The sequence below is a fragment of the Arthrobacter sp. P4_H3 genome (genome assembly GCF_056400885.1).
Window position 1 is genome coordinate 62,505 of the sequence record NZ_JBFUKK010000009.1, and the last position, 26,810, is coordinate 89,314.

General features: G+C 65.3%; 21 protein-coding genes. 5 read left to right on the forward strand and 16 right to left on the reverse strand.

Going from position 1 to position 26,810, the window contains the following annotated elements:
• Window positions 1-25 precede the first annotated feature (25 nt).
• The 6 genes from guaA to AC1DRE_RS13525 form a co-directional block, all read right to left on the reverse strand.
• Window positions 26-1,615, reverse strand: a complete 1,590-nt coding sequence (guaA, locus tag AC1DRE_RS13500) for a glutamine-hydrolyzing GMP synthase (RefSeq protein WP_476985113.1) — start codon at window positions 1,613-1,615, stop codon at window positions 26-28.
• Window positions 1,616-1,763: 148 nt separating this feature from the next.
• The gene (locus AC1DRE_RS13505) at window positions 1,764-2,276 is read right to left on the reverse strand and encodes a DUF3817 domain-containing protein (RefSeq protein WP_476985114.1); all 513 of its coding nucleotides are present in this window, start codon (window positions 2,274-2,276) and stop codon (window positions 1,764-1,766) included.
• On the reverse strand, window positions 2,273-3,160 hold the full coding sequence (locus tag AC1DRE_RS13510) for an SURF1 family protein (RefSeq protein WP_476985115.1): 888 nt from the start codon (window positions 3,158-3,160) through the stop codon (window positions 2,273-2,275). Before AC1DRE_RS13510 ends, AC1DRE_RS13505 begins: the two co-directional genes overlap by 4 nt.
• A 122-nt stretch (window positions 3,161-3,282) precedes the next feature.
• Entirely contained in the window at window positions 3,283-3,771 is a 489-nt protein-coding gene (locus AC1DRE_RS13515) for a PTS sugar transporter subunit IIA (RefSeq protein WP_214953913.1), read from the reverse strand.
• Window positions 3,772-3,820: 49 nt separating this feature from the next.
• Window positions 3,821-5,572: a glycerol-3-phosphate dehydrogenase/oxidase gene (locus AC1DRE_RS13520; RefSeq protein ID WP_476985116.1), complete on the reverse strand. Its 1,752-nt coding sequence runs from the start codon at window positions 5,570-5,572 to the stop codon at window positions 3,821-3,823.
• A 113-nt stretch (window positions 5,573-5,685) separates the two neighbouring features.
• Entirely contained in the window at window positions 5,686-6,822 is a 1,137-nt protein-coding gene (locus AC1DRE_RS13525) for a GuaB3 family IMP dehydrogenase-related protein (protein ID WP_043482875.1), read from the reverse strand.
• Between the two features lie 262 nt (window positions 6,823-7,084).
• Between AC1DRE_RS13525 and AC1DRE_RS13530 the strand changes: the two genes are divergently transcribed.
• The 3 genes from AC1DRE_RS13530 (at window position 7,085) to AC1DRE_RS13540 (ending at window position 10,487) form a co-directional block, all read left to right on the forward strand.
• Entirely contained in the window at window positions 7,085-8,983 is a 1,899-nt protein-coding gene (locus AC1DRE_RS13530; RefSeq protein WP_476985117.1) for a S8 family peptidase, read from the forward strand.
• A gap of 244 nt (window positions 8,984-9,227) precedes the next feature.
• A complete protein-coding gene (locus tag AC1DRE_RS13535; RefSeq protein WP_476985118.1) occupies window positions 9,228-9,833 on the forward strand; it encodes a hypothetical protein in 606 nt (201 codons plus the stop codon).
• A gap of 6 nt (window positions 9,834-9,839) precedes the next feature.
• Window positions 9,840-10,487: a hypothetical protein gene (locus tag AC1DRE_RS13540; RefSeq protein WP_476985119.1), complete on the forward strand. Its 648-nt coding sequence runs from the start codon at window positions 9,840-9,842 to the stop codon at window positions 10,485-10,487.
• Here AC1DRE_RS13540 and AC1DRE_RS13545 read toward each other — a convergent pair.
• The 6 genes from AC1DRE_RS13545 to AC1DRE_RS13570 all read right to left on the reverse strand — a co-directional run bounded on the left by AC1DRE_RS13545 (window position 10,484) and on the right by AC1DRE_RS13570 (window position 20,178).
• Window positions 10,484-12,331, reverse strand: a complete 1,848-nt coding sequence (locus AC1DRE_RS13545) for an ABC transporter ATP-binding protein (RefSeq protein WP_476985120.1) — start codon at window positions 12,329-12,331, stop codon at window positions 10,484-10,486. The two genes, AC1DRE_RS13540 and AC1DRE_RS13545, sit on opposite strands and share 4 nt — an antisense overlap.
• Window positions 12,332-12,370: 39 nt before the next feature.
• On the reverse strand, window positions 12,371-12,889 hold the full coding sequence (locus AC1DRE_RS13550; protein ID WP_476985121.1) for a hypothetical protein: 519 nt from the start codon (window positions 12,887-12,889) through the stop codon (window positions 12,371-12,373).
• Window positions 12,879-14,225: a WXG100 family type VII secretion target gene (locus tag AC1DRE_RS13555; protein ID WP_476985122.1), complete on the reverse strand. Its 1,347-nt coding sequence runs from the start codon at window positions 14,223-14,225 to the stop codon at window positions 12,879-12,881. Before AC1DRE_RS13555 ends, AC1DRE_RS13550 begins: the two co-directional genes overlap by 11 nt.
• 113 nt (window positions 14,226-14,338) lie before the next feature.
• Window positions 14,339-15,850: an IMP dehydrogenase gene (gene guaB / locus AC1DRE_RS13560; RefSeq protein WP_104172102.1), complete on the reverse strand. Its 1,512-nt coding sequence runs from the start codon at window positions 15,848-15,850 to the stop codon at window positions 14,339-14,341.
• A 198-nt stretch (window positions 15,851-16,048) separates the two neighbouring features.
• Window positions 16,049-18,106 (reverse strand): acyltransferase family protein, encoded by a 2,058-nt coding sequence (locus tag AC1DRE_RS13565; protein ID WP_476985123.1) that lies wholly within the window; start codon window positions 18,104-18,106, stop codon window positions 16,049-16,051.
• On the reverse strand, window positions 18,103-20,178 hold the full coding sequence (locus AC1DRE_RS13570) for an acyltransferase family protein (protein ID WP_476985124.1): 2,076 nt from the start codon (window positions 20,176-20,178) through the stop codon (window positions 18,103-18,105). Before AC1DRE_RS13570 ends, AC1DRE_RS13565 begins: the two co-directional genes overlap by 4 nt.
• A 212-nt stretch (window positions 20,179-20,390) precedes the next feature.
• On the opposite strand from AC1DRE_RS13570, the gene AC1DRE_RS13575 reads away from it, so the two are divergent.
• The gene (locus AC1DRE_RS13575; protein WP_476985125.1) at window positions 20,391-21,359 is read left to right on the forward strand and encodes a DUF389 domain-containing protein; all 969 of its coding nucleotides are present in this window, start codon (window positions 20,391-20,393) and stop codon (window positions 21,357-21,359) included.
• Here AC1DRE_RS13575 and AC1DRE_RS13580 read toward each other — a convergent pair.
• The 4 genes from AC1DRE_RS13580 to AC1DRE_RS13595 form a co-directional block, all read right to left on the reverse strand.
• Window positions 21,356-22,435, reverse strand: coding sequence for a flavin-containing monooxygenase (locus AC1DRE_RS13580; protein WP_476985126.1), 1,080 nt, complete (start codon window positions 22,433-22,435; stop codon window positions 21,356-21,358). The genes AC1DRE_RS13575 and AC1DRE_RS13580 overlap by 4 nt on opposite strands.
• Window positions 22,432-22,779, reverse strand: a complete 348-nt coding sequence (locus tag AC1DRE_RS13585; protein WP_476985127.1) for a hypothetical protein — start codon at window positions 22,777-22,779, stop codon at window positions 22,432-22,434. The genes AC1DRE_RS13580 and AC1DRE_RS13585 overlap by 4 nt, the downstream gene beginning before the upstream one ends.
• 94 nt (window positions 22,780-22,873) lie before the next feature.
• Complete coding sequence (locus tag AC1DRE_RS13590; RefSeq protein ID WP_476985128.1) at window positions 22,874-24,508, reverse strand: helix-turn-helix transcriptional regulator; 1,635 nt, start codon at window positions 24,506-24,508, stop codon at window positions 22,874-22,876.
• A gap of 101 nt (window positions 24,509-24,609) precedes the next feature.
• A complete protein-coding gene (locus tag AC1DRE_RS13595; RefSeq protein WP_476985129.1) occupies window positions 24,610-26,133 on the reverse strand; it encodes an ATP-dependent DNA ligase in 1,524 nt (507 codons plus the stop codon).
• A 63-nt stretch (window positions 26,134-26,196) separates the two neighbouring features.
• On the opposite strand from AC1DRE_RS13595, the gene AC1DRE_RS13600 reads away from it, so the two are divergent.
• Entirely contained in the window at window positions 26,197-26,799 is a 603-nt protein-coding gene (locus tag AC1DRE_RS13600) for a dihydrofolate reductase family protein (protein WP_476985130.1), read from the forward strand.
• Window positions 26,800-26,810 lie beyond the last annotated feature (11 nt).

Consider the following 26,810-nt stretch of genomic DNA (forward strand, 5'->3'; position numbering starts at 1 on the left):
TTGCTGAGACCGGCCACTCAAAGTGCTATTCCCACTCGATGGTTCCCGGCGGTTTGCTGGTCACGTCCAGCACCACGCGGTTGACGCCTTCCACCTCGTTGGTGATGCGGTTGGAGATTTTCGCGAGCAGGTCGTACGGAAGCCGTGACCAGTCGGCGGTCATGGCGTCCTCGGACGACACGGGACGAAGCACGATCGGGTGGCCGTAGGTGCGTCCGTCGCCCATGACGCCTACGCTGCGGACGTCCGCCAGCAGCACTACCGGCATCTGCCACACTTCGTTGTCCAGGCCGGCGGCAGTCAGCTCGGCACGGGCGATCGCGTCGGCCTTGCGGAGCAGGTCCAGACGTTCCTTGGTCACTTCGCCGACGATGCGGATGCCGAGGCCCGGACCCGGGAACGGCTGGCGGCCGACGATTTCCTGCGGCAGTCCCAGCTGGGCGCCGACAGCGCGGACCTCGTCCTTGAACAGCGCACGAAGCGGCTCGACGAGCTCGAACTGCAGGTCTTCCGGCAGGCCGCCCACGTTGTGGTGGCTCTTGATGTTGGCTGCACCTTCGCCGCCGCCGGATTCGACGACGTCCGGGTACAGCGTTCCCTGCACCAGGAACTTGATCTTTTCGCCGTGCGCAGCAGCCTCGGCAATGATGGCCAGTTCGGCTTCCTCGAACGCACGGATGAACTCGCGGCCGATGATCTTGCGCTTGGTCTCGGGATCGCTGACCCCGGCCAGGGCTGCCTGGAACCGTTCCTGCTCGTTGGCGACGTAGAGCTTGACGCCGGTGGCTGCCACAAAATCGCGTTCAACCTGTTCCGCTTCGCCTTCGCGCAGCAGGCCGTGATCCACGAAAACACAGGTCAGCTGGTCGCCCACCGCGCGCTGGACCAGGGCAGCCGCCACTGCGGAGTCGACGCCGCCGGAGAGGCCACAGATAACCCTGGCGTCACCGATCTGCTTGCGGATACGGTCAACCTGTTCCTCGAGGATGTTCCCCGTGGTCCAGTTCGGTTCAAGCTTGGCGCCCTTGAACAGGAAGTTCTCGAGGACCTGCTGGCCGTACGCCGAGTGCTTCACCTCCGGGTGCCACTGCACGCCGTAGAGGCACTTCTCTTCGTTCGCGAAGGCTGCCACTTCGGCGCCGGCGGTGGTGGCCAGCACTTCAAAGCCTTCCGGCGCCTCGTGCACGGAGTCGCCGTGGCTCATCCAGGTCTTCTGGTCCTGCGGCATCCCCTCAAGGACGGAGCGGCCCTCGCCGAGGATGGTGGTCTGCGTTGAGCCGTACTCGCGCAGGCCGGTCTTGTCCACCTTCCCGCCCAGCGCATTGGCCATGGCCTGGAAGCCGTAGCAGATGCCGAAGACGGGGATCCCGGCTTCGAACAGGTCGGCACCAACACTCGGCGCCCCTTCCGCGTACACGCTGGAGGGGCCACCCGAAAGGATGATGGCGGCGGGGTTCTTGGCCAGGAGCTGCTCGGTGGAGTAGGTATGCGGAACCACTTCCGAATACACATTCGCTTCCCGGACGCGGCGGGCAATCAGCTGCGCGTACTGGGCACCGTAGTCAACAACCAGCACCGGCTTCTGGGAAGTCTGGGATGCAGTGGGAGTAGTCACCGTCCTAGACTACTTGGGCGCCTGCCGAGTCGCACGTTGAGACAGCCGTCCGCGGCCCGAATGGACCCCGTGCGTTAGGGATCTCACACCAACGCCGGTGCGGGCACCGTGCAGACACCGCCTGAACGCCGGCAGGACCCGGGTCCGGTCAGTAGCGCTTGGACGCCTGCGGATTCGCAGCGAGCTCGGCTTCCACGTCGGCGTGGAACTTCTTCTCCACGATGAACGACAGGAACGGAATCACGCCGCCCAGTGCAAGGAGGATCAGTTTCGCGAACGGCCACCGCATCAGCGACCACAGGCGGAAGTTGGACATCAGGTACACGACGTACATCCAGCCGTGGACAATCAGCACAGCCACCGAGAGGTTCACTCCGCCGAGCACGCCCTGCGGCTCGGCGTCGGCGAACCCGAAGCCGAACGGCTGGCCGGTGACCGCGTTGGTTCCGCCTGCGAACAGGTACTGGCCGAAGGCGTACCGCGCAACCAGTTCGGCGCAGAGCAGGAGGAGCATCGCACCGGTCAGGTATGCCATGACTTTATAGAACTTCAGGGCGGACCGGATCTGGGCTTCCGTCCCGCCGAACCGACGCTTTTTCACGGTGCCTGATCCGCTGGTCTTGGACTGCTGGGGCTGGATGGCCGGCTTGGGATCGATCATGGCTGTACCTTTTGTTCAGACGTGCTGGATTTTTCTGACGGGTTGGGCTGCTGTGCTGACTGCGGTGCTTCTTCGGTGTGCTGGTGGTGCTCGTCGTCCTCGTCGTCGAGCTCGTCCTCGAGGTCGCGGCGGTAGTCATCCTTCACCATGCGCCACCAGATGAACAGGGCGAACCCGGCAAACACGATCCATTCCACGGAGTAGAACAGGTTAAGCCAGTTCACTTGCTGCGGCGGCGGCTGCGGGCCGATGCGCAGGGGCTTCAGCTCGCCGCTGACGGCCGAAGCGCTAACGTCGGCGCCACCGACGACCTCGGATGTGGCCGCCACAAACCCCGGATAGCTGCTGATGTCCCAGACATTGATGAGTTCGGCCACGGATACGGCAGTGGCGCGTCCGGGTCCCGGGGCCGTGTTGGGCAGCGGGGCCTCGGACGGCAGGAGCCGTCCGGTCAGTTCAAGAGTGCCCGACGGCGGCGGGCTCGCGTCCGCGGGATCGGCCACCCACCCGCGGGCCACCGGGATCCAGGTCCCGGGTGACGCAGCAACACCGCTCAGCACAGGGGCATCCTGGACCGAAAAGGCGGACACCACCCAGTATCCGGTAGCGCCGTCGTGGAGCCGGCCCGGCACCAGAACCTGCTTGTCGGGATCGTAGGACCCTGCGGCCGCGACCATTTGATCGGCCGCGGAGCCGTGAAAGAAATCACCCGGCTGCAGCACCGAAACAAGCGGCTTGGTGTCTTCGGTCCCGGTCGAAACCGGGGCTTCAGGCTGGGTTGATCGACCGAATTGCCACTGGCTGAGCAGCACAAAAACCCCGGAAATGACGATCGCAAAGACCAGGCCTGCGATCCAGCGGGGTTTGAGGGCAGTTTTCAACACACATTAACCGTACTTCGTCCTCGCGTAGAACAACGAACCGCGGTTAGCGCGAACGAACACTTGAGGCCCTTCGCCGGGCCTCAAGTGTTCGTTCGCGCTATTGGGGGGCAGCCGGATCCCTTTTAGTGGTCGAAGAACACCAGGCTTGAGTTGATGAGCTCGGCGATGACTTCGGCATCGTAAGCGCGGCGCAGGGATTCCCGGAATGATTCCTTTGACAGCGAGCGGGCCAGCGTCGCGAGAACCTCAAGGTGGTCGGAGAACGAACTTGCCGGCGTCGCGATCAGCAGGATCACGGTTGCCGGTCCGTCCGTCGCACCGAAGTCCAGGGCCCTGCCGTATTTTGTGATCCCAACGGCGATGGAAGTCCGGGACACGAACTCGCTGCGGGCATGCGGCAGTCCGACTCCGCCGGGCAGCCCGGTGGCGAGCTGGTGCTCACGGGCATTGACGTGCTTCAGGAAGCCTTCGAGGTCCGTTACGCGCCCCGCCGCATAGAGCCGTTCCGCGAGCTGGGTTGCCGCGTCCGCCTTGTCAGCGGCATCAAGCTCGAGAATCACCATGTCCGGTGTGGTGAGTTCGGCATCGTACCGGTCCAGTGGTTCCGCCAAGAGGTGTCCCTTCAGTGAGGCAGGAGGCGCGCGTCAGTCATCCACCTTGTCACCGCAACGGGACGATGTCCTCGACGCCCAGGCGCGCGGCGTCGGCAGATTCATCGTCAGGCTGCTCCTGGCTGAGCCGTTCGGCTTCCACCCGGGCAAGGTAATGCTTGATTTCGCTTTCGCGCTGCGCATCGCTCCAGCCAAGAATTTCTCCCATCAGCTTAGCGACAACCGGGACGGCGGACACACCCCGGTCCCAGGACTCTATGGAAATACGGGTTCTGCGCGTCAACACGTCGTGCACGTGACGGGCCCCCTCATGCGTGGCCGCGTAGACGGCTTCGGCCTGGAGGTAGTCGTCGGCGCCCGGCAACGGCTCGGCCAGTGCCGGGTTTTCCTTGATGATCGCCAGGACCTCGGAGGCCATGGAGCCGTACCGGTTGAGCAGGTGTTCAATCCGGGCCACATGCACGCCGGACTCCTCGGCCGTCCGGGTCCGGCGATTCCAGGCCGCCTTGAAGCCGTTGGCTCCGAGCAGCGGGATGGAATCAGTGCAGCTCGGCGGCACGCGTTCGTCCATGCTCCGGGTGGCCTCATCGACGGCATCCTTGGCCATGACGCGGTAGGTGGTCCACTTTCCGCCGGCCACCACCACGAGTCCCGGCACCGGGTGGGCCACCACATGCTCGCGGGAAAGCTTGGCGGTTGAGTCGTTCTCGCCGGCCAGGAGCGGACGCAGCCCGGCGTAGACGCCTTCCACGTCTTCCCTGGTCAGGGGCCGCTTGAGCACTTTGTTGACGTGCTCAAGGATGTAGTCGATGTCCTTGCTGGACGCCGCCGGGTGGGCTTTGTCCAGGTGCCAGTCAGTGTCGGTGGTGCCGATGATCCAGTGCCGGCCCCAAGGGATAACGAAGAGCACTGACTTCTCGGTCCGGAGGATCAGTCCGACGGTTGACTGGAAGCGGTCGCGCGGCACTACGAGGTGAATGCCCTTGGAAGCGCGCACCTTCAGCTGCCCGCGGTCCGTCACCATGGCCTGGGTTTCGTCGGTCCACACGCCCGTTGCGTTAATGACCTGCTTGGCGCGGATGCTGAAGGTGGAGCCGTCCTCGCGGTTGACCACCTTGGCGCCCACCACCCGCTCGCCTTCGCGCAGGAAATCGACTACCGCCGTCTGGTTGACGGCGTGGGCGCCGTAGTGCGCGGCGGTGCGGATCAGGTTGGCCACATACTTGGCGTCGTCCACCTGCCCGTCGTAGTACCTGATGGAACCGACGAAGGCGTCATCCTTCAGGCTCGGCGCAGCGCGCAGGGTGCCGCGACGGCTCAGGTGCTTGTGGAACGGCACGCCACGTTTGTGCCCGCCGGAAATGGACATAACGTCGTACAGGGCAATGCCTGCGCCGACATAGGGCCGTTCGAAGAAGGGCTTGGTCAGCGGGTAGAGGAAGGGTACCGGCCGGGCGAGGTGCGGAGCGATCTCGGACAGCAGCAGCCCGCGTTCATGCAACGCTTCCTTGACGAGCCCGAAGTCAAGCATTTCGAGGTAGCGCAGTCCGCCGTGAATGAGTTTGGAGGAACGCGACGACGTGCCTGCGGCCCAGTCATTGGCCTCCACGATGCCGACGCTCAGGCCCCGCGTGACGGCATCGAGAGCAGCGCCTGTGCCGACGATGCCACCACCGACGATGAGGATGTCGAGTTCCTTGCCCGGCTCCATTGTCGCCTTGAGCGCCGCAAGCGATGCTTCCCTGGCGGCGGGGCCGAGGGCCCCCTGTTCAAAGGACGAACCACCGGAAGAACTGAACATTTCAAGCCTCCATCCGCATCAAACCTCGTAGTTCACAGACTACTTCCTAGGCATGCGGATGGGCAGGGCTCATTTGCAGCCGGTCCCGGGACAGCCCGGGACCGGCATGAGCGTCAGTTTCCGGAGTACGGGGAGACGACGACGTCGACCCGCTGGAATTCCTTCAGGTCCGAATAACCGGTGGTCGCCATGGAGCGGCGGAGGGCGCCGATCAGGTTCGACGTTCCGTTGGTGTGGTGGCCGGGGCCGAAGAGGACTTCCTCGAGCGGGCCCACCGTGCCGACGTTGACCCTGTCGCCGCGCGGGAGTTCCAGGTGGTGGGCCTCCTGGCCCCAGTGCCAGCCCTTGCCCGGCGCTTCTTCCGCCCTGGCCAGTGCACTGCCGAGCATCACGGCGTCTGCGCCCATGGCGATGGCCTTGACGATGTCACCGGAGGAGCCCATGCCGCCGTCGGCAATCACGTGAACGTAACGGCCGCCGGACTCGTCCATGTAATCGCGGCGGGCCGCGGCGACGTCGGAAATTGCCGATGCCATGGGCGAGTGGATGCCGAGGGCACGCCGGGTTGTGGTGGTGGCCCCGCCGCCGAAGCCCACCAGAACACCGGCAGCGCCGGTGCGCATGAGGTGCAGGGCGGGCGTGTAGCCGGCAGCACCGCCCACGATCACGGGGACGTCCAGCTCGTAGATGAATTGCTTCAGGTTGAGCGGCTCGTGGTCCTTGGAGACGTGCTCGGCCGAGACGGTGGTTCCCCTGATGACGAAGATGTCCACACCGGCGGCCACGACAGTCTTGTAGTGCTCCTGGGTGCGCTGCGGGGTGAGCGAGCCGGCGACGGTTACGCCTGCGGCCCGGATTTCGGCCAGGCGGGACGTAATCAGTTCCGGCTGGATGGGTGCCTGGTAGAGCTCCTGCATGCGCCGGGTGACGGCGGGGCTGTTGGTTTCATCCTCCAGCGCTCCGATCTGGTCGAGCACGGACTGCGGGTCCTCGTACCGCGTCCAGAGACCCTCCAGGTCCAGCACGCCCAGTCCGCCGAGGCGGCCCAGGGCAATGGCGGTCTCGGGCGACATCGCCGAGTCCATGGGCGCGGCGATAACAGGCATGTCGAACTTGTAGGCATCTATCTGCCACGAGACCGAAACGTCCTTGGGATCACGCGTCCGACGGTTGGGGACGATCGCGATGTCATCCAGGGAGTAGGCACGACGCCCACGCTTGCCACGGCCAATCTCAATCTCATAAGTCACGTGACCACTTTACTTGACCACGCGGGATACGGCGGGGCGACTCCCCCGGACCCACCCGGGAAACTGATAGTCAACCCTTTATTGACATGATTTGTCAACCATTTACAAGTTATGAAAATACCTTTACGTTTACTCTCGGTTACCACCTGATACACCACGTGACCATCCATCACTCCATCATCAGGGCCACCCGTGTGCCCGATCCGAGAAAGCAGATCCTTTGAGAAGATCACGAAGTGCATCTATCAGGCGCCACCGCATTTTGGCCCTGTCGCTCGCCGCAGCAGTCGGCACCCTGGCCTTCGCCAGTTCACCGGTCTACGCCACCACTCAAGCCGGGGACGCGGCAGGCGGCGGCCGCGCCGCTGCAGGGCAAAATGCCACTGCAGCTACGGTGCAGGACGTGGCGGCCGGCGAGGCCTATACCAAGTTCATCGTGGACTACAAGGAGACCGCGGCCAACGCCACAGCGAACGGCCGTGCCAACGCGTGGGGCAAGGCGGCCAAGGAACAGGGTGTGGCCGTGAAGGAGGTCCGCACCCTGGCCACCGGGGGAACCCTGATTGAGGCGGATCAGGCCCTCTCCGGCCAGGCTGCGGAGGACTTCATGACTGAAATTGCAGCGTCCGGGTCGGTCGAGTCCGTCGAACCTGACGCCCGCATGACCGTGGCGCTTACGCCGAACGACCCGCGCTACGGCGAACAGTGGGATTTCACAGCCACGAACGGCATGCGGACCCCCGGCGCGTGGGACGTCGCCACCGGCACCGGCATCACCGTGGCCGTCATCGATACAGGCATCACGGCCCACACCGACCTCGACGCGAACGTGCTGCCCGGCTATGACTTCGTCTCGGATGCCACTGCCGCACGCGACGGCAACGGCCGCGACGCCGACGCGCAGGACCAGGGCGACTGGTACGCCGCCGGCGAGTGCGGCCAGGCCACAGCCGGCAACAGTTCCTGGCACGGCACACACGTCGCCGGCACGATTGCAGCCGTCACCGGGAACGCCACCGGAGTGGCGGGCGTGGCTCCCAACGCCAAAGTGGTGCCGGTCCGCGTCCTCGCCAAGTGCGGCGGCTCACTGTCCGACATCGCCGATGCCATCATCTGGTCAGCCGGCGGAACCGTCGCGGGCATCCCGGCCAACGCCAATCCCGCCAAGGTCATCAACATGAGCCTGGGCGGATCAGGCGCCTGCGGCAGCACCTATCAGGCAGCCATCGATTCCGCAGTTGCCCGCGGCACCACAGTGGTTGTCGCGGCCGGCAACAGCAATCAGGATGCTTCCGGGTTCCGCCCGGCGAACTGCGGCAGCGTTGTCAGCGTGGCTGCCAGCAATCCGGGCGGCAGCCTCTCCTACTACTCCAACTTCGGCGCCACCGTTGACCTGACAGCTCCCGGCGGCGACGTCAGGGTGGCCGGCGGCGGAATCCTCTCCACCATCAACACGGGCACCACCACACCGGCTTCGGCAGGCTACGCAAACTACCAGGGCACGTCCATGGCCGCCCCGCACGTGGCCGGACTGGCGGCACTGATGAAATCCAAGACATCCTCCCTCACGCCGGCCCAGGTTGAGTCCACACTCAAGCAGGGAACGCGGGCCATGCCGGGCGGCTGCACCACGGGCTGCGGGGCGGGACTGTCGGACGCCACCAAGACCATGGGCCTGCTGGGCGGGACCACTCCCCCGCCGTCCGGCAATCTCCTGCTGAACCCCGGCTTTGAAGAGGGCGCGGTTTCCTGGACCTCCGATCATGCCGACACGTTTGAGACCGGCACCAGTGCCCGGACCGGTACCCGTTTCGCCGGCCTGAACGGCTGGGGCCAGGCAACGTCCTACAAGCTCGACCAGGCCTTTGCAGTCCCCTCCGCCGTGTCCGCCGCTTCGCTGTCCTTCTACCTGAAGGTGCAGTCTGACGAAACCACTGCCAGCTCCGCCTACGACACCCTTAAAGTCCAGGTGATCAGCGGCGGCACCACCTCCACCCTGGCCACGTATTCCAACCTCAACGAGTCCACCGGCTACGTCCAGAAGCAGCTGGACCTTTCCGCCTACAAGGGCCAGAGCGTGACCGTGCGCTTCCTGGGCGTCGAGGATTCATCGCTGTCGACGTACTTCTTCCTCGATGACACTTCCGTGACAGCCTCCTAGCTCCTGGCTGGGAGAAAACCCGGAACCGCCGGCCGCGCAGAGTGCGCGGCCGGCGGTTCCCTTCCTTCCGGGTGCCGCCCGACGCCGTCGGCGCACACGGGGGACTTGTCCCCATCGCGGGGTCCGGCTTCATGAAATAGTTTGAACTGAGGAATCCGCGCCTACATGCCGGCACGAACAATTTGGGGGAATTCATGGCGTCAGGCGCTTTCGGTACGGTCCGCTCCCTACTGGCTGGTCCAAAATGACGGGCACAGGACTGACGGGCACAGGACTGACGGGCACCGGCACGGATCCCCGCGCGACGGCGTTGTTTGCGAAACTCGCCTTTGGCCATGCGCACCGCCGCAACCGGGTGTTCTTGTTCTGGTGGATAGGCATGGTCTTCGCAATTCCGGGATTGGCGTACGCCATGGCAGCGGCAGCCACCGGCCAGTCCCCCGAAACCGGCCTTGTGACAGCGGCCCTGGGCCTCGTCTTTTCCGGCGTCGGCTGGTTGCTGGCCATTGGACCGAGGTTCACGCGCAAGCCGCCGCGGCCGGCAACGGACTTTGCCCGCACGGACCAGGAAATTCGGATAGCAGCCGGAGTTGCCGCCGCACTCCCGATCGCGATGATGGCGATTGTGGTCGCTTTAGTCACCCTCACGCCCAACGGCACATCGCCGGAAGTCCTCCCGATCCTGTCGGCCCTCGCGGCCTTTCCCGTCCCGATATGCGCAGCGCTGCTCTATTCACGCCGTCACCTGCTCGCCCGCCGCGAGGAGTTGTACGCCCGGTGGCTGGGGCATACCAGTCCCCGCTCTGCGGAAGACGTGGATCACCGGTTGCGCGAGGCGCTGGGTCCCTAGTCCGGCATGACATTTTCAGGTCCCTTCGCGGCCGACCAGCCCGCGCATCCCCTCGATTACTGGATCTCCCCGGAACTGGCCCGGATCAGTCCACCGAATGCCCCGTCCCGTTTGCGGCAATTGGCCGAAGCCCAAGGCGCCTTGGCGGCAGCCTGGAGCAGCGCAATCGGCTGCGGGCCCGTCCTGGTCCTGGGTGGCGTCTTCGCCTCCGTCATGTCAGGCAACCCGGCTTGGGCGCTGGTCCTCGGCCTGATGGGCGCTGCCCTGTTCCTGCTGGGCATATCTTTCTGGAAGCGGGTACGCGTCAAACTGCCGAATACAGACCGGCTACTCATCAGCCGTGGCCCAGGCTCGGCCCGCGGCGGCCTCGTCATGGTGTCCGGACTGGCCGCCGTCCTGGGCGGGATCCTGGCAACGGCCTTGCCCGGGATCGTTTCCCGGGGAACCACTACGCTCATCGCGGTGATCGGCGCTTTCCTCCTCGTAGTGATTCTCCTCGTGGCCTGCATCTTCGTCCCGTCGATGGTATTAGGCCGGGCCCGTCAGTCGTTCCGACGAAGGGTCCAGGCGAACCCTGTTCTACGCACGGCGGTGGAAGACGATCTGGCCACGTGGCGCGACCCTTACGGCACCGCGAGTTATGGCCCGCTCTAAGCGTCGAGGCTCAGCTGGGATTCGAACATCCGGAAGTAGCGGCCGCCCAGTGCCACCAGCTCCTTGTGGGTCCCCTGTTCCACAATCTGCCCGTCTTCGAGCATGTAGACAATGTCGGCTTTCTCTATCGTTGCGAGCCGGTGGCTGATGGCAATGATGGTGCTGCTGCGGTCCGCGAACAGCCGGGTGAAGATCCGGTGTTCGGCCAGCGCATCAATGGCGGACGTCGGCTCGTCCATGACCATGAAGGTGGCATTCCGGTAGAAATTCCGGGCCATCGCGAGCCGCTGCCACTGGCCGCCGCTGAGTCCGCTGCCCTTGCGGCCGCGCGGATCCTCCATCCAGTTGCTGACGTGGTTGTCGAGGCCGTTGGGCAGCTTGTTGATGAACTCGAGGGCCTCGGCGTCGGAGGCCGACCGGCGGATCCGCTCATCGTCACGCGGCGAATCGACATCGCCAAAAAGAATGTTTTCCGCGGCCGTGGCGAACTCATACTTGAGGAATTCCTGGCTCAGCACCGCCAGATGGCGGTGCCAGGACTTGACGTCGACGGCGGCGAGGTCGACGCCGTCGAGCATCACCTGCCCGGAATCGGGGCGGTAGAGCCCCGCGAGAATTCGGATCAGCGTGGACTTCCCGGCGCCGTTCTCCCCCACGATGGCGATGTGCTGGCCCTCGCGGATGGTCATGGTGATGCCGCGGATCACCTCGATGTCGCTGCCGGTATACGTAAAACGGATATCCCGCAGCTCCACAGTCTTCGGAGCCTGCAGGAGCGGCGGCGCATGTTCCGAGTGAACCGGCATTGCCATGAACAGCTCGTAGTCCTTGAGGTTCGCCAGGTCCTCGTCGATGGAGCTGAGCGAAGAGACCAGGTTGTTGGCCGTTGACAGCGCCCTGCTGACGATCTGTTGGACGTACAGGAACTGCCCCACAGGCTGCGCGCGGGCGATGATCTGGCCCACCACCCAGATCAGCGAAACGACCTCGGCCCCGTACTGCAGGGCGTCCGCCGCGAGCTGCTTGGGGATGTAGCGCTTTTGGAAATCCAGCCGTCTTTTCTCATCGGCATCCCTGAGACGGGAGCGCAGCTCCATGAGATGCCCGACGATCCCGTACAGGCGCATCTCGGCAATGTGCTGGGGACGCAGCAGGTTGGTCTCGATCATCCGCCGCTGGCGGCGTGAATCAACTTGCGTGTTCCAGTGGGCAATCTGTTCCCGGGAAAGCTTGAACTGCAGGTACACGCTGGGGACGATGGCCACCAGGACGATCACGGCGATCCACCAGCTCACCAGCAGGAGCGCCCCGACCGCCAGGATCACGGAGACCAGTTGCGTGAAGATCGCGGCGATCCGGTCCAGGACCCTGGCATAGGAATCGGAGAACCTCTTGGCGCGGTCGTAGAGGTCAACCGTCTCCTTGTCGTCGTAGCGCCAGAACTCGAGGGCGAGGAAGCGCTCATACATCTGGTCGCCGACAATCGCCCCGACCTTGAAGCTCATGAGTTGCTGGATGTAGCGGTCCACGCTGCTGAAGGCGCCCCAGAACAGGCCCAGGGCGGCCGTGATGATGACGTAGATAATGGCCTGCTGGCCGGCAGCGGCATCACCGGAATAGGCGGCAGCCAGGGCGGTGGTGGTCAGCGCAGCAAAGTAGGTGGTGACCAGGGGCAGCAGCGCCGAGATCAGCGAGCCGACCACCTTCATCACGACGGCGGCCGGCGAGGCACGGAAGCTGACCCGCAGCACTTGTGCCACTGCCCGGGCGTAAGGCCTCACAGCGAGTTTTCGCTTGGGATCCCGCTTGGGGCTCAGTTCTGCGGGATGGCGTGGTTCGGGCATGACTACAGCCTAGTTCTGCACGCAGTAAGGGTGGTGCGGCTAGTACTTTTCGCCGTACTCGTATTCGGGAAGATCAAAACAGGCGCTGAAGCCTGCCACGCGCAGCGTCTCAGGCGAATCGTGGAACGAAACGAGCAGGTGAGTTCCGTCGTCATGGAGTATGTCCACCCGGCGGCCTCCATCCTGATCCGTGTCGTCGGAGACCTTCCACCCGTCGCGGCCCGCAATCGAGTCCCGTACCTTGTCCAGGAAGACTTCTCGGTCGATGCCGGGGGCCAGCGCGATTTCGGCGGCCCCAGTCCACTTCTTTTGCTCACCGTCGCAACGCATCAGGCTCGACACGTCATTGGCAAAACGGGAGATCACCAGATCTTCCGGAACCATCACCGTGATTTCCTTCTGCAGCGAAATGACCTTTGATTTGGCTGATTCGAGTGTCGTTGTCATCGTTTTTCCGCTCTCCGCCTGCCCGCACGCTGCCAGCGTGAGGGACAGGAATATAGTTGCAGCCGTGCGCCAGTTCAATGCTGTCCTGCGCGCTTTGCCGTTATTTACCACGAATTTCCTTTTCAACATCTTCCAGCGCCTTCTCGTTATCCGGACCGGTGGTCGCAATGAGGCCGTGGTTCTCGAAGCTCAAGCCGTCCGACCATTCGAAGCCCCCGGGCGGGGCGTAGATGTGCTTGTCAAAGGCCGGCTCTTTCATAGGGTAGTTTTCACCAACGACCCCGCTGAGTTCCGCGGTCAGCAGGCCGTCCGGATACGTGAAGGTGGAGTATTCGGTTCCATGATTTGGGTTCCAGCCGGGTGGCATTGCGGCCCCGGACAAGGCGATGACCTTGTCATAACGGGCCCCATCATTCTCCGAGCCCGCTATCAGCCGGAACCCCCAGCTGTGGCCCATGGCCGCGGTCAGGGCGGATGCCGGCTTCTCCAAGTCCACGGCTGCCTGAAAGTCCCGGAGCGCGGGAGACTTGTCGGCAACGAATTGATCGCTCTTGGCTTCCACCAGGAACGCTTCACCGTAGTTTCCGTCAGGAAACTCCGACCCCTTGTAGACAAAGGCCACCGTTCCGCCAGTCCCGTCGGACTCAACGAGATAACTCGGGACGCCCTGCGGTCCCCCGTCGTAGAACGAGGCCTCATTCGTCAAGGTACCCGGCACGTACGTCACGGCGGTGGTCGTGCCGCTGTCGAAGTCTCCGATCATCTCCACTATGGAGTTTCTGCCCGGGTCGTATGCGACCAGCTTGATGTCTCCGTCCACCACTTTTTGCAGGTAGGACTGGCGCTTTTCCCGGGCTTCGTGCTCCTCGGTGAACCGTTGCGGATAGCCCGCATCCATGAGCAGCGGGTTGAACAACGGCTCGGGGTCGTTCCGGTTGAGCCAATCGATCCGGTTTTGCGCATTGATGCGGTTCGCTTCCACTCTCGCATCAAACGGAATGCCGTTCGTGTTGCCTGCCTGAGCAGGGTATTCACGGATAAAGTCCTGCCGCTCGCGCTCCGTCAGCCCTGCCCACCAGTCTTTTATCTGCCCCGCTGATTTGCCCTGTAGATCCAGCGGGCCGGGATTCCAGACGTGCACGCCGGCGGAGCTCGGCGGGAACAGTGGTCCTCCCACCGCCAAACTTGCCGCATCCTGCTCGTTAGCGTTCCTGCTCAGCTCGGCGGCAGCATTGTTCAGAAAGACCACGGCGTCCCGGAGAACCCGGCTGTGGCTGGTCTTCCAGTCGTGGCGGAAAAGCACCGCATCCGGGCCCGGCCACTGCGCGGCAGCGACGCCGGCATTGAAAGTGCTCAGCTGGGTCTGCAACGTGGTTCCTGCTGAACGCATCGCACCTGCCAACTGCCTGAGCTGGGCGACATCTGCGCCATGAAACCCGTCCGACATACCGTTCCCCCATATTCGATCGAGTGTTACTCCATCGAATGTACATGGGCGGGACGCAAAAGGAGGTGGGGAGAACTCCCCACCTCCTCAACAGTCGGGCGAGGCCCGCCGGCTTAGCGTGAACCGTAGTTCGGAGCTTCCACCGTCATCTGGATGTCGTGCGGGTGCGATTCCTTGAGGCCGGCCGGCGTGATGCGGACGAACTTACCGCGTGCCTTCAGTTCGGCCACGGTCGGAGCGCCGGTGTAGAACATGGTCTGGCGGAGGCCGCCCACCAACTGGTAGGCAACGGATGCCAGCGGGCCGCGGTAGGCCACCCGGCCTTCGATGCCTTCCGGGATCAGCTTGTCGTCGCCGGACACGTCCGCCTGGAAGTAGCGGTCCTTGGAGTAGGACGTGTTCTTGCCGCGCGTCTGCATGGCCCCAAGGGATCCCATGCCTCGGTAGCTCTTGAACTGCTTGCCGTTGACGAAGATGAGCTCGCCGGGTGATTCGTCACAGCCGGCCAGCAGGGATCCGAGCATTACGGTGTCGGCACCGGCAACCAGCGCCTTGCCGATGTCGCCCGAGTACTGGAGGCCGCCGTCGGCAATCAGCGGAACGCCGGCCGGGATGGCCGCCTTCGCGGACTCGTAGATGGCGGTGATCTGCGGGACGCCCACACCGGCCACAACGCGGGTGGTGCAGATGGAGCCCGGGCCCACGCCCACCTTGATGCCGTCGGCACCGGCGTCGATCAGCGCCTGTGCACCTTCGCGGGTGGCGGCCTGGCCGCCGATGATGTCCACGTGCGCCGCCACGGGGTCGGACTTCAGGCGGCGGATCATGTCCAGCACACCCTGGGAGTGCCCGTTGGCGGTGTCCACGAACAGGGCATCCACACCGGCGTCGATGAGGGCCATGGCACGTTCCCAGCCGTCCCCGAAGAAGCCGATGGCGGCGCCGACGCGCAGCCGGCCTTCGTCGTCCTTCGTGGCCAGCGGGTACTGCTCCGCCTTGGTGAAGTCCTTGGTGGTGATGAGGCCCTTGAGCCGGCCCTGCTCGTCAACGAGGGGGAGTTTTTCAATCTTGTTGGTGGCCAGCTTGTGCGAGGCCTCCTCGCGGCTGATGCCGACGTGCCCGGTGACCAGGGGCATCTTGGTCATGACGTCGCTGACCAGGCGGATCGGGAAATCCGCTTCCGGCACGAAGCGGGTGTCGCGGTTGGTGACGATGCCCAGCAGCCGCATGCCCTCGTCCACGACGGGAAGGCCGGAGACGCGGTAGTGCGAGCAGATCTCGTCCAGCTCGGCCAGCGTCGCTTCCGGCCCGATGGTCAGCGGGTTGGTGATCATTCCGGACTCGCTGCGCTTCACGCGGTCAACCTGGTCGGCCTGGTCCTGGATGGACAGGTTGCGGTGCACCACGCCGAGGCCGCCCTGGCGGGCCATGGCGATGGCCATCCGGGACTCCGTGACGGTGTCCATGGCGGCGGAGAGCAGCGGCGTCTGGACCGAGATGCGCTTGGAAATGCGCGAGGACGTGTCTGCCTCTGACGGGATGACGTTGGTGTGTCCGGGCAGGAGCAGGACGTCGTCGTAGGTCAGGCCGATGAAGCCGAACGGGTTGTGTTCGGGCTGGGTCATGAGTGCGCCTCTTACCTTAATTTCTGGGGTTCACGGGTAGGGGTTGCAGCTGATGACCAGCCCGTCATTACGGGACTGGCCTGTGCAGAATTTCGTGCGGGGGTTGCTACGTTCGTGCGGAAGTATTGAATAAATTCTAGAACCTCGGCGGCGATCCCCATATTCCGCGGCGGTAATGTGAGGAACCGCACCCGCCGGCTAGGTCCAGCCGGTGGCGGCGAGCAGCCGCTGCTCGAACATGGGAATCATGCTCTGCACGTACGTCTTGGTCAGATGGTTGTCATCCTTGTAGACGTAGACATTGCCCACCACGGCCGGACAGATGCCGTCCGCACAGATGAAGTCGCTCATGTCCATCAGGTGGAGGCCGTCCACCTTGCCGCGGTATTCGTCCAGCGGCGACGAGCCGGCGAGCGATTCAGAGAGCGGCGGGTTGCACTCCTCCGCGGCGGCGCCCCGCTTCTGCACGCACTCCGGCATGTTGAAACCGAAGCGCGGGTTGTCCCGCACGCCCACGACGTCCATGCCGGCGTCGGTGAACGGCTTGATGCCCTCAAGGTAACCCGGAACTTCGGTTTCGAAAGGTGCCTCAACGTGCGTCTGTGACGCAACGGTGAACACCGCGTCCGGCTTGTGCTCGAGTACATATTCCGCGCTTGCCTTGTTGAAGGCATTGCACTCCGCGTCCCGCTCGGCCGACTCCGCGCCGAAGCGGCAGCTGCCTTTCAGGAGCGTGACCACTTCCCAGCCGTGCTCCTTGGCGATGGGGCCCAGCGCGGCCATGTACTGCTGCGCGTGCGAATCGCCAAGCACTACGATCCGTTTGGTGACAACTTCGGGCTTGCTGTTCTGCAGGCATCCGGACAGCATCGGATCACTGGGCACGTTGCCGTCCGTGCACAGCCCGTCGATATCCGCCCACTCATCCTTCATGGCAGCCGGCGCCGGGATGATCTTCGCTTCCGGCGTCGGCTTGCCCGCGTTTTCCGGGGCCAGGGCTGCGGCGCCGGGAGTCAGTTCCCTGGGCTGCGCGGCGGCGGCGGCTTCCTCGGCAATCAGGTTGGTCTGCCACAGGGACACCGGCCCGGCGAGCAGCCCGCCGCAGGCCACAATCACCACGGCGTTGCGCCAGATCCGCCGCTGCGGCCAGTGCCATTCACGCAGGGGCTTCTCCACAAAGCGGGTCGTGAGGACGGCCATGACCACGGAAGCGGCCACGATGGCGAGGCCCTGGACGAGGTTGGGTGACACAATCCCGGTGCCGGCGAGGGCAAGCACCAGCAGCGGCCAATGCCAGAGGTACAGCGCGTAGGAATTATCGCCGAGGGACACGAGCGGTTTCCAGCTCAGCAGGCGGTCGGCGCCGAAGCGGCTGCCGCTCTGGCCGGCCACGATGATGGCGGCGGCAGCCAAGGTGGGCCACAGCGCCACGAAACCGGGAAAGGACCGGTCCACGGTCAGCAGCAGGCCGCAGGAGACCATGGCCGCGACGCCTGCCCAGCCCAGGATGACCCGGACGATTTTTTCGGGCTTCAGGTAGGGCAGCGCCAACGCGAGGAGTGAGCCCAGCGCGAATTCCCACAGCCTGGTCCGGGTGTCGAAGTAGGCGTAGGCCTGGTTCGTGGCCGTCTGGTCAATGGAGTAGGCAAGAGATACTGCAAAGATCGCCCCGAAGGCAACGGCCAGGAGCAGCCGGTAGCTGAGGGCCGGCCGGCGGAGGACCCGGTGCAGCACGGCCACTCCCGCAAACACGAGTGGCCACAGAATGAAGACCTGACCCTGGATGGACAGCGACCAGAAATGCTGGAGCGGGCTCGCGCCCGAGTGGTCCTGGGCGTAGTAATCAACGGCGGAGTCAGCCAGCAGCCAGTTCTGCCGGTAGAGCAGGGAGGCCCAGGCCTCGTCCAGGACGTCCGGCCAGCGGCTTTGGGGCAGGATGGCCCACGTCCCGATGAGGACTCCCAGAATAACCACGACGGCGGCCGGCAGCAGCCGCTTGAAGAGGTGCAGCCAGTGGCTGACCAGCTTGAGGGGGCTGCCGTTTTCCACCTTGCGAACGAACGAGAGCGTAAACAGGAAAGCGGAGATGAGCAGGAAGATGTCCACGCCCCCGGATACCCGGCCCAGCCAGACGTGGTACGTGACCACCATCAGGACGGCGAGGGCCCGAAGGCCCTGGACCTCCGGGCGGTACTCCTTGCTGGCCGCCTTGCCGCCGCTGGCTTTGTTAGTTTCCGTCAGTGTTTGCGCCGTCATTGTTCCTTCCAGCCGGTTGCCGCCAACAGCCGATCCGCGAACGCGGATGACATGCTGGCGACGTACGTGCGGCTGAGGTGATTGTTGTCCAAATAGACAAAGGTGTTTCCGACGACTCCCGGGCAACTGGTGCCGTCACAGATCAGGTCGGTCATGTCCATAAAGGTCATGCCGCGGACTTTTCCCTCCAGTGGCGCAAACGGACTCTCGCTGGCCAGCAGGTTGGCCTGGGCCGGCCGGCAATCCGGGTTGTCTTTGCCTTTCGTCACCACGCAGTCGGCCATGTTGAAGTCGAACCGTGGATTGTCCCGGATGGCAACAACGTCGATGCCTTGGCCCGTCCATGTTGTGGCCAGTTCCTCGAGCCCGGGGGTCAGTACTTCGGCAGGGGACGAAGGCGCCGCTGCGGTCCCGACCAGCATGATGGCGTCGGGAGGGTTCGTGGCAATCTGCTCCTGCACCGCATCGTTGTAGTTGGCGCAGTCCGGGTTAATTGCACGGAATTCATCTGTCGATGGCTGGACCGGGCATCCGCCCTTGAGCATCGCATAGACGGTCCAATCCTTTTGCTCCCCGACGGATGCGATGGCTGCGAGCCACTGCTGCGCGTGCGAATCGCCCAGCACCAGAACGGATTTCGACGAGTCATCGGATTCCCGGCTCTGGCTGCATGTGTTCCGGACTGCATCGTCGGCAGGCTCCAGCGCACCCGTGCAGGGGCCGGAGAGAGTTGCCCAGTCCACGGGCAGCTGCTCCGCGGCCGGCAGTATCGCGGCGTCGCTGTCGCTCTTGTCAACAAATCCGGGGAGCAGCGCCTGCGCGCCCGGGTTGTTCCGCTGGGCAGCAGCCTGGGCCGCCTCGGCCGCGAAATGCTGCTGCAACTGGACTCCGGTCAGGGGGACCACAACGATGAGCAGGCACGCCGCCACCGAGACAGCTGCGCGACGGCGGTTGACCTCGGGCCATTTCCACTCGCGCCACGGCTTCTCAACAAAGCGGGTGGTGAGGTACGCCAGCCCCATCGACACAACGATGATGACGGCACCGGATAGGGGTCCGGCGTGGTCGCGCCCCGTTGCGGCGAGGGCGATGACCAGGACGGGCCAATGCCACAGGTACAGGGCGTAGGAGTTGTCCCCGAGCCGGACAAGCGGGCCGGTGCTGAGGATCCTGTCCACACCGAACCGGCTTCCGGTTTGTCCGGCGGCGATAACGCTGGCCGCCGCGAGCGTTGGCCAGAGCGCGGCAACGCCAGGGAAGGCCGCCTGGACGTTGAGCAGGATTCCGCAGCTGAGCATGGCCAGGATGCCCACCCAGCCCAGGAAGATGCGTCCCGTCCGGGGAATGCGAAGGCCGGGCAGAATCAGCGCCACGAGGGTACCGAGCGCGAATTCCCACAGGCGCGCACCGGTGTCGAAGTAGGCCTGCGCCTGGTTGGTGATGGTGAAGACAATGGAGTAGGTGAGGGACACCAGGAAGACCCCGGCGAAGATGTAGCAGAGCAGGATCCGGTAGTGCAGCCGGAACCGTTTGGCGAGGAGTGCGGCGCCGGCAAACGCCAGCGGCCAAAGAATGAAGACCTGGCCCTGGATGGACAGGGACCAGAAGTGCTGGAATGGGCTGGCCAGGCTGTGGTCGGTCGCGTAGTAGTCGACGGCACGCGCCTGGAGCAACGCGTTTTCATAATAGAAGAGGGACGCCCAGGCCTGGTCCACGATGTCCAGCCAGCGGGTGCGCGGCAGGAGAACGTAGCTCGCCGCCAAGGTGGCGGTTATGGCCGTGACAGCCGCCGGCAGAAGGCGCCGGAAAAGGTGCAGCCAGTGCTTGACCAAGGCCATCGGCCGGCCCTGCTCGTACTTGCCTACGAACTGCAGCGTCATGAGGAAGGCCGAGATGAGCAGGAACACATCAACGCCGCCCGACACCCGCCCAAACCAGACGTGGTAACTGACCACCATCAGTACGGCCAGGGAACGTAGCCCCTGGATTTCGGGCCGGAACTTTGATTTTCGGTTCGGCTCAACGCCGGCGCCACTGCGGCGCGGCGAGGCTAGGGCTCTCGCTACAGACATAGAAAAACCCCTCAAGCGGATAGACAAAGCATCCATGTTACCGAATCGTAATGTTCATTGCCAATCGCCGGCGCAGCGAAGGAGCCCCGCCTCCCATTAAGTCACTGCAAACTGGGAGTTTCCAGAGCAATGCTCCGGCCGCCGGTCTGTCCGGAAACTAGGCTGGTGCGAGGCCGGACCGTGAAGCCGGCAAACACTGAGGAGTGGCCAACGTGATCGTTCAGGTGCGCATCTGCATACCCGCGGAGCTCTCGGACCTTGTGGTGGAAAGCTGCACCCAGCAAACCGGGACGGCGGAGCTGGCCGTCCACAAAGGTGCGTCCATCCAGCCGCCCGGCGATGTGGTGGTGGTCCACGTCGCCAGGGAATCGGTGGAGGAGCTGCTCGAGAAGCTGCAAGTCCTGAAGGCTCAGGAGCTGGGATCCATTTCCATTTCCATGCCGGAGCTGGTGCTCTCCCGGCGTGCCGACCACGCCGAAGCCGCAGCACCCGGCGACGGGGCCGACGCCATGATCTGGGACGAGGTGACCCGCCAGACGGGCGAGGATGCGCGCCTCACGTGGAGCTACCTGGCGTTCCTGGTCCTGGCAACCCAGCTGGCCGCCATCGGCATCGTCACAAATTCGACCATCGCCATTGTCGGGGCCATGGCGGTCGGGCCGGAGTTCGGGCCGCTCGCAGCCCTGGCCGTCGCGCTGGCCCAGCGCAAATGGAAACTGGGACGGAGTGCCGCCCTCGCGTTGGGCGTCGGCTTCCCTGTTGCCATGCTCCTGGCGGCCTTGTCCGCCTGGCTTTCTGTGCCACTGGGGCTCTTTCCCGCCAATGCCCTCGACACCGGGTCCGCCGTCGAGTTCATCTACCATCCCGGCCCCTACTCGCTGATCGTTGCCGTACTGGCCGGCGCAGCCGGAATGCTCTCGCTGATCAGCCGCCGCTCGGCCGCTCTGGTGGGGGTCTTCATTTCCGTGACCACCGTTCCCGCTGCAGGCTTTGTGGCAGTTGCGCTCGTCCTGGGCGAATACCAGAAAGCGGCAGGATCGGCGATACAGCTGCTGCTGAACCTGGTGGGAATTGTGGCTTCGGCTCTGGCCGTGCTGATTTTCTATCGCGTGATCACCCGGCGGCTGCCCGAGAACATGGCCCGGCGGCTCAGGAACCAGGCGCTGCGTGCCCAAGGCTAGCCGGCGGCCGGGATCTTCCCGGCCAGGTACCGTGCGTCGCGGCAGGCCCCGGGGAGCGTTGCCGATGCTGCGGCGTACTGGAATTCCTGGCCCAGGAAGAACAGCCCCGGCGTTCCCGCCGCAACGCCACGCTGCTGCGGCGGCAGCGCGCCGCCGTCGAGCATTGCCGGATCAATCCAGCCGAAATCATCCCTGAACCCCGTGCACCAGATCACATTGGACACTTCCAGCCGGGTTCCATCGGCCAGGACCGGCATCCCGTCCCGCACCCCCGTGACCCGCGGCGCAAGCTTCACGCCGGCGTCGGCCAGATCCTTGGACTTGGTGCGGATCAAAGGTGCGGCGTGGGTTTTGAACGCGGGTGCCACTTTGCGTCCGATCGGTGTGTTGAGGGTGAGAATGTGCAGGCCCAGGAAACGCACCACGGGCAGGACGTAGCGTGCCGCCGTCCGGCCGTGCCTGACCGGAAGCTCGCCGCCCGGCTTGCCCGCCACGGTGGTGGGATGGGTCAGGCTGACCTCGATGCCGATCTCCGCTCCGGAGTTCCCGAGCCCCACCACCAGGACCGGGCCCGGCTGCAGCTGTTCCGGGTTGAGGTAGTCGCTGGAGTGCAATTGGACGACGGCGGGGTCCAACTCCGCGGCGAACGCGGGCGTTTTTGGTGCCTGGCTGCAGCCGGTGGCGACGACGACGTTGTGCGCCTCCCAGCGCTGGCCGTTGGCGGCTGCGATGAAACGGTCCCCTTCCCGCCACAGCCGCTCAACCCTGACACCATTCAGGACGGGCAGATCCAAGCGGGCCGCGTACCCCTCAAGGTAGCCGGCGACCTCGTCCTTCGTGGGGAAGGACAGCGGATCCGCGGGGAACGGCACCCCCGGCAGTCCGTCGTACTTGGCCGGGGTAAAGACCCGGAGCGAATCCCACCGCCGGCGCCAGGCGTCGCCAGTGCGGGGGTTCGCGTCCAGGATGAGGAATTTCCGTTGCTGCTCCTTCAGGTAGTGGCCGATGGCCAGGCCCGACTGCCCGCCGCCGATGACCAGCGTGTCCAGCGTGCCGGTCGAATGCTTGGTATTCATGACTGCGCTCCTTGATGAGGTGTGGTGGTATCCACGGCTGAACCTTCCGGCTTGCCGGCCTGCATGCTGCCCGTCGCGTCGTGTCCGGCTTCCCGGAAGCGCAACCACCAGGCCAGCATCAGCGCGGACGCGAGGACGTAGGCGAGGTGGAGGGCCCAGATGGGGCCGGCCGGGAGGTGGAAGACGTACAGGGAGTGCACAATGTTGGCCACGTTGCTCAGGACCAGGTTGCCCAGGCTGTAGGAGGCGAGGTCCCGGGTCCGCGCCGCTTTGATCAGCATCGGCAGCATTCCCGCGGCGAACAGCACCGTCGAAAGAGTGCCGGCAAGGACTGGGAGGTTCATGTTTTGAGGCTACGGGCGGGGGCCCATGGCCCGCGTCGGCCAAATTATGCAATTCTGCAGCGCACGCCGATGGGTGATTTTGTGCAGTTCGCCGTCATCCGGCGAGCCCGTGCTCGAAGGCGTACCTGGTGGCCGCCGCGCGTGAGGACAGCCCCAGCTTCAGGAAGATGTTGCTGATGTGCCGGGCAACGGTTTTTTCACTGAGGTACAGCTCTGCGGCGATGGCACGATTTCCCTGGCCCGAGGCCACGAGCCGCAGCACTTCGGTTTCCCGCGGGGACAGCGGTCCCTTGGTGCGGCTGTTTCCTTCGCGCGTCACGGCGGCCGCCCAGGCGGCAGCAGGCGCTGCGCCCAGTTCCAGTAGTTCCGCCTGCGCCGCTTCAAAGTCCATCAGGGCCGACGTTTCATCGCCGAGGGCGCGGCACGCGGAGCCGATCAGCACGCGGCAGCGGGCGGCCTCATAGGGAACGCCGAGTTCACGCCACAACCGCCAGGCCTCCCGCAAGGGTTGCGTTGCTTCCGCGGCATCGCCTGTTGCGAGACGGAGAGCGCCCACCGCCTGGCCGGCAAAGGCACGGACCATGGAGGTAGGGCATTCGCGGGCCAGGGCCTCCAGCTCCTGAACGCCTCGCCGCGCGGCTTCCGGATCGGCGGCAGCCAGTTCGATCTCCACCAGTGCCGGCAGCATGTTCCGGCGGGTAGCGAGGTCGGCCGCGTCAGCCGCCCGCCGGATCATCGCCTGGGCCTGCTGCGCATTTCCCCGGGCCAGCCAAAGGAGTGCCAGGCCCGGCTGCGGCTCGTAGCCGGTCCGGGCGGCCTGCCGGTAGGACGCTTCGGCGTCGTCCAGTTTTCCACTCAGCCGTTCCACCTCGCCCTGCTGGTAGTAGGCGCCGTAAAGCGCTTGCGGGTCTCCCTTGACGCAGAGTCCCTGCGCTGCCCCGGCTGCCATCAGCGCCTCGTCCCACGCCCCATGGAGCATAAAGAGTTCGGCGCGGTGTGCCTGGCACTGGCCGCTGAAGGGCACCACGTCAGGGCGGGCACGGCACCAGCGGTCCAGGGCCGCCGTCCATTCCAGCGCCCTCTCCAGGTCGAAAGCCAGGTGGCAGTTGCCGATGACTGCGCAATAGATAATCCCTGACGGAATCGCCGAGAGCTCACCGGCCGTCACGGCCACCATCACCTCGTCGAACATCTTGAGACCTTTGCCAGGATCGCCAAGCATCAGGGTGGCCTGGGCCGTGCCGAGGAGGCCGAGGGCAGACAGGTCCTTGTCGTGGAAACGCTGTCCGAATTCAGCCACGCGGGAGAAGGCATGCAGGGCGCCTGCTGGATCACCGCCGTAAAGTTTGCCCAGGCCCTCCGGGAGGAGCAGGAGGCCCTGCACGGCGCCAGGCTCGGCCATTTCCTCCACCAGGCGCCGGCCGCGGGCAAACCACCCTCCGGCCCGGGCCTGTTCCCCGAAGAACATCAGTTGCATGCCCATCCAGCCCGCGCAGCGCGCGGCGCTTTCGACATCGCCCACCACCAGGTACTCCTCGTGGGCGCGAGTCAGGGTGTCCAGCCCCGTGGTGCCGGCACCGGTCAGGATCTCGGCGGTAGCCATCCGTTCAAGGTCGGCAGCCGGCAGCCCGCCGCGCTCATCTGCGTCGCGGAGGCGCTCATGGGCTTCGGTCCAGCGATGCTCCTGAAATGCTGACCTGCCCCGGTCGATGTCCGTCTCAGCTGACATGCTGGCCTCCTGATACCACCCGCCCAGCCGGTTAAGCGCCACGGTACGCCCGCCGGAGAACCGGCACAAGCGGACCGCCGTTGCCTTGCAGCGCTCATCCGCTACGAACGCAGCAGCGCGCGCAGTGTCTGGATGGTGTCTGCCTCTGCCGCCGTCTTGTCGTCGCGGTAGCGCTTGACGCGTGCGAACCGAAGGGCAATGCCGCCCGGATAGCGCGGGGAGTTCTGCACGCCGTCAATCGCTATTTCGACGACGGTGACGGGTTCCAGCCAGACGGTCCCCGCAGTGCGCCGCACCTCAAGTTCCTGGAACCTCCCGGTCTGCCACCGCAGCAGCGCGTCGGTGAGGCCCTTGAAGGTCTTGCCCACCATCACATAGCCGCCGGGTTCGCCGAACTCACCGGCCGGGTCGAGGGCTCCGAGGTGCAGGTTCGACAGCAGCCCCGTGCGCCGTCCTGACCCCCACTCGCAGGCAAGCACCACCAGGTCATAGGTAAGCACGGGTTTCACCTTGACCCAGTTGGAACCGCGCCGGCCGGCCGCGTAGGCCGATCCGACCGATTTGACCACCACTCCCTCGTGCCCCGCGTCGAGCGCCTCCCGCGACACTCTTTCAGCCACGTCCGGATCCACCGTGATCTCCCCCGGGATCCGGTGCCCCGGGGCGATACGCTCCAGCACGCCGATGCGCGTGGACAGCGGCTCGTCGAGGAGGTCCCGGCCATCAACGTGCAGTACGTCGAAGAACCATGGATGCAGCACGGTGGTGCGTGCCGCGTCCGCCCCGAACCGGGACATGGTTTCCTGGAAGGGCCGCGGGCCGCCGTCCTCATCGAGGGCGAGGGTCTCGCCGTCGAGGATCACATCATGCACCGGAAGGCTGCGCACTACTTCCACCACCTCGGGCAGCCGGTGGGTCACCTCGGCAAGTGTGCGGGTAAAGATGCGTACTTCGTCGCCGGCGCGGTGCACCTGGATGCGCGCGCCGTCGAGCTTGTATTCCACGGACGCCTTCCCCGTGATCTCCAGCGCCGCGCCGGTACTTGCCGCGGTTGACGCGAGCATGGGCTGCACGGGACGGCCGACGACGAGGCCCACGGCGTCAAGCTCTGCGGCCGTGCCGGTGATGGCCAGGAGGGCGGTTCCGCCGAGGTCGCCGGAGAGCATCGCAGCGCGGCGTACGGCGTCCACGGGCCGATCGGCGGCGCGGGCAACGGCATCCGTCAGCACCCCCTCAAGCGCACCGGTGCGCAGCTCACCGAGCAGCACGCCGGCTATGAATGCCTGCTCACGCTCGGTGGCTGCCGCCGTGAGCTTCCGGAGGGTCGCGGCGCGTTCCGCTGCCGATCCGGCGCCTCCCGTGACGAGCAGCCTATCCAGCGCAGCATCGAGGTCGGCGACAGTCAGGCCCGGCTCGGCGGCCCGCTCCCCCATGGCCGCCGTCATGCCGCGCCAGCCGATCCCTACCCTGCCCTGGCGCGGTTTGGCGATGAGCAGGCCGACGGCCGTCGCGATCTCCCCGGGGTCAAGCCGGCGCAGCAGGTCGGCCAGTGCTTCGACCTTCGCGAGCCGGGAGCGGGTTGACGCGATGGCATCCGCGGTTCTCACGAGCTCGTCGAGCAGCATGGCACCAGTCTGCCACGCCAACTGACACTGGACAGGGTCGGAACGCAGTTCCAGACTGGACGCATGGGAATCATCGTCGCGAACCTGTTCATCACCCTCGACGGCGTCTACCAGGCGCCCGGTGGCCGCGAAGAGGACCCTGAGGGCGGCTTCGCATTCGGAGGCTGGCAGGCACCCGTGTCCGATGACGAGGCCGGCGCTGCCATCGGCGAAGAGATCTCCCGCATCGACGCCCTGCTGCTCGGCAGGAAGACCTACGACATCTTCGCTTCCTACTGGCCCCACCAGTCCGACGAGATCGGCGGCACGCTCAACCGGGTGCCGAAGTTTGTGGTCTCCAGCAGCCTGACTGATCCCGGCTGGGCCGGCACTACGGTGCTGCCGGATGCCGCCTCCGCCGGACGGCTTCGCGAGGAGTACGGCCAGGTGCACATGTTCGGCAGCGGCGTCCTCATTCGCTCACTGCTGGCTGCGGATGTGATCGACCGCCTCCACTTCTGGCTCTATCCGGTCACCCTGGGCCAGGGCAAGCGCCTGTTCGACGCCGGCACGATCCCCGCTTCCTTCCGCCTCACCGAGCCGGCGCGCACCTTCCCGAAGGGAGCGGTTTCGCTGGTTTACGAGCGTGCGGGCGACGTGGAAACGCAGGAAATGGGGGCCACGTAATGGGCAAGGTC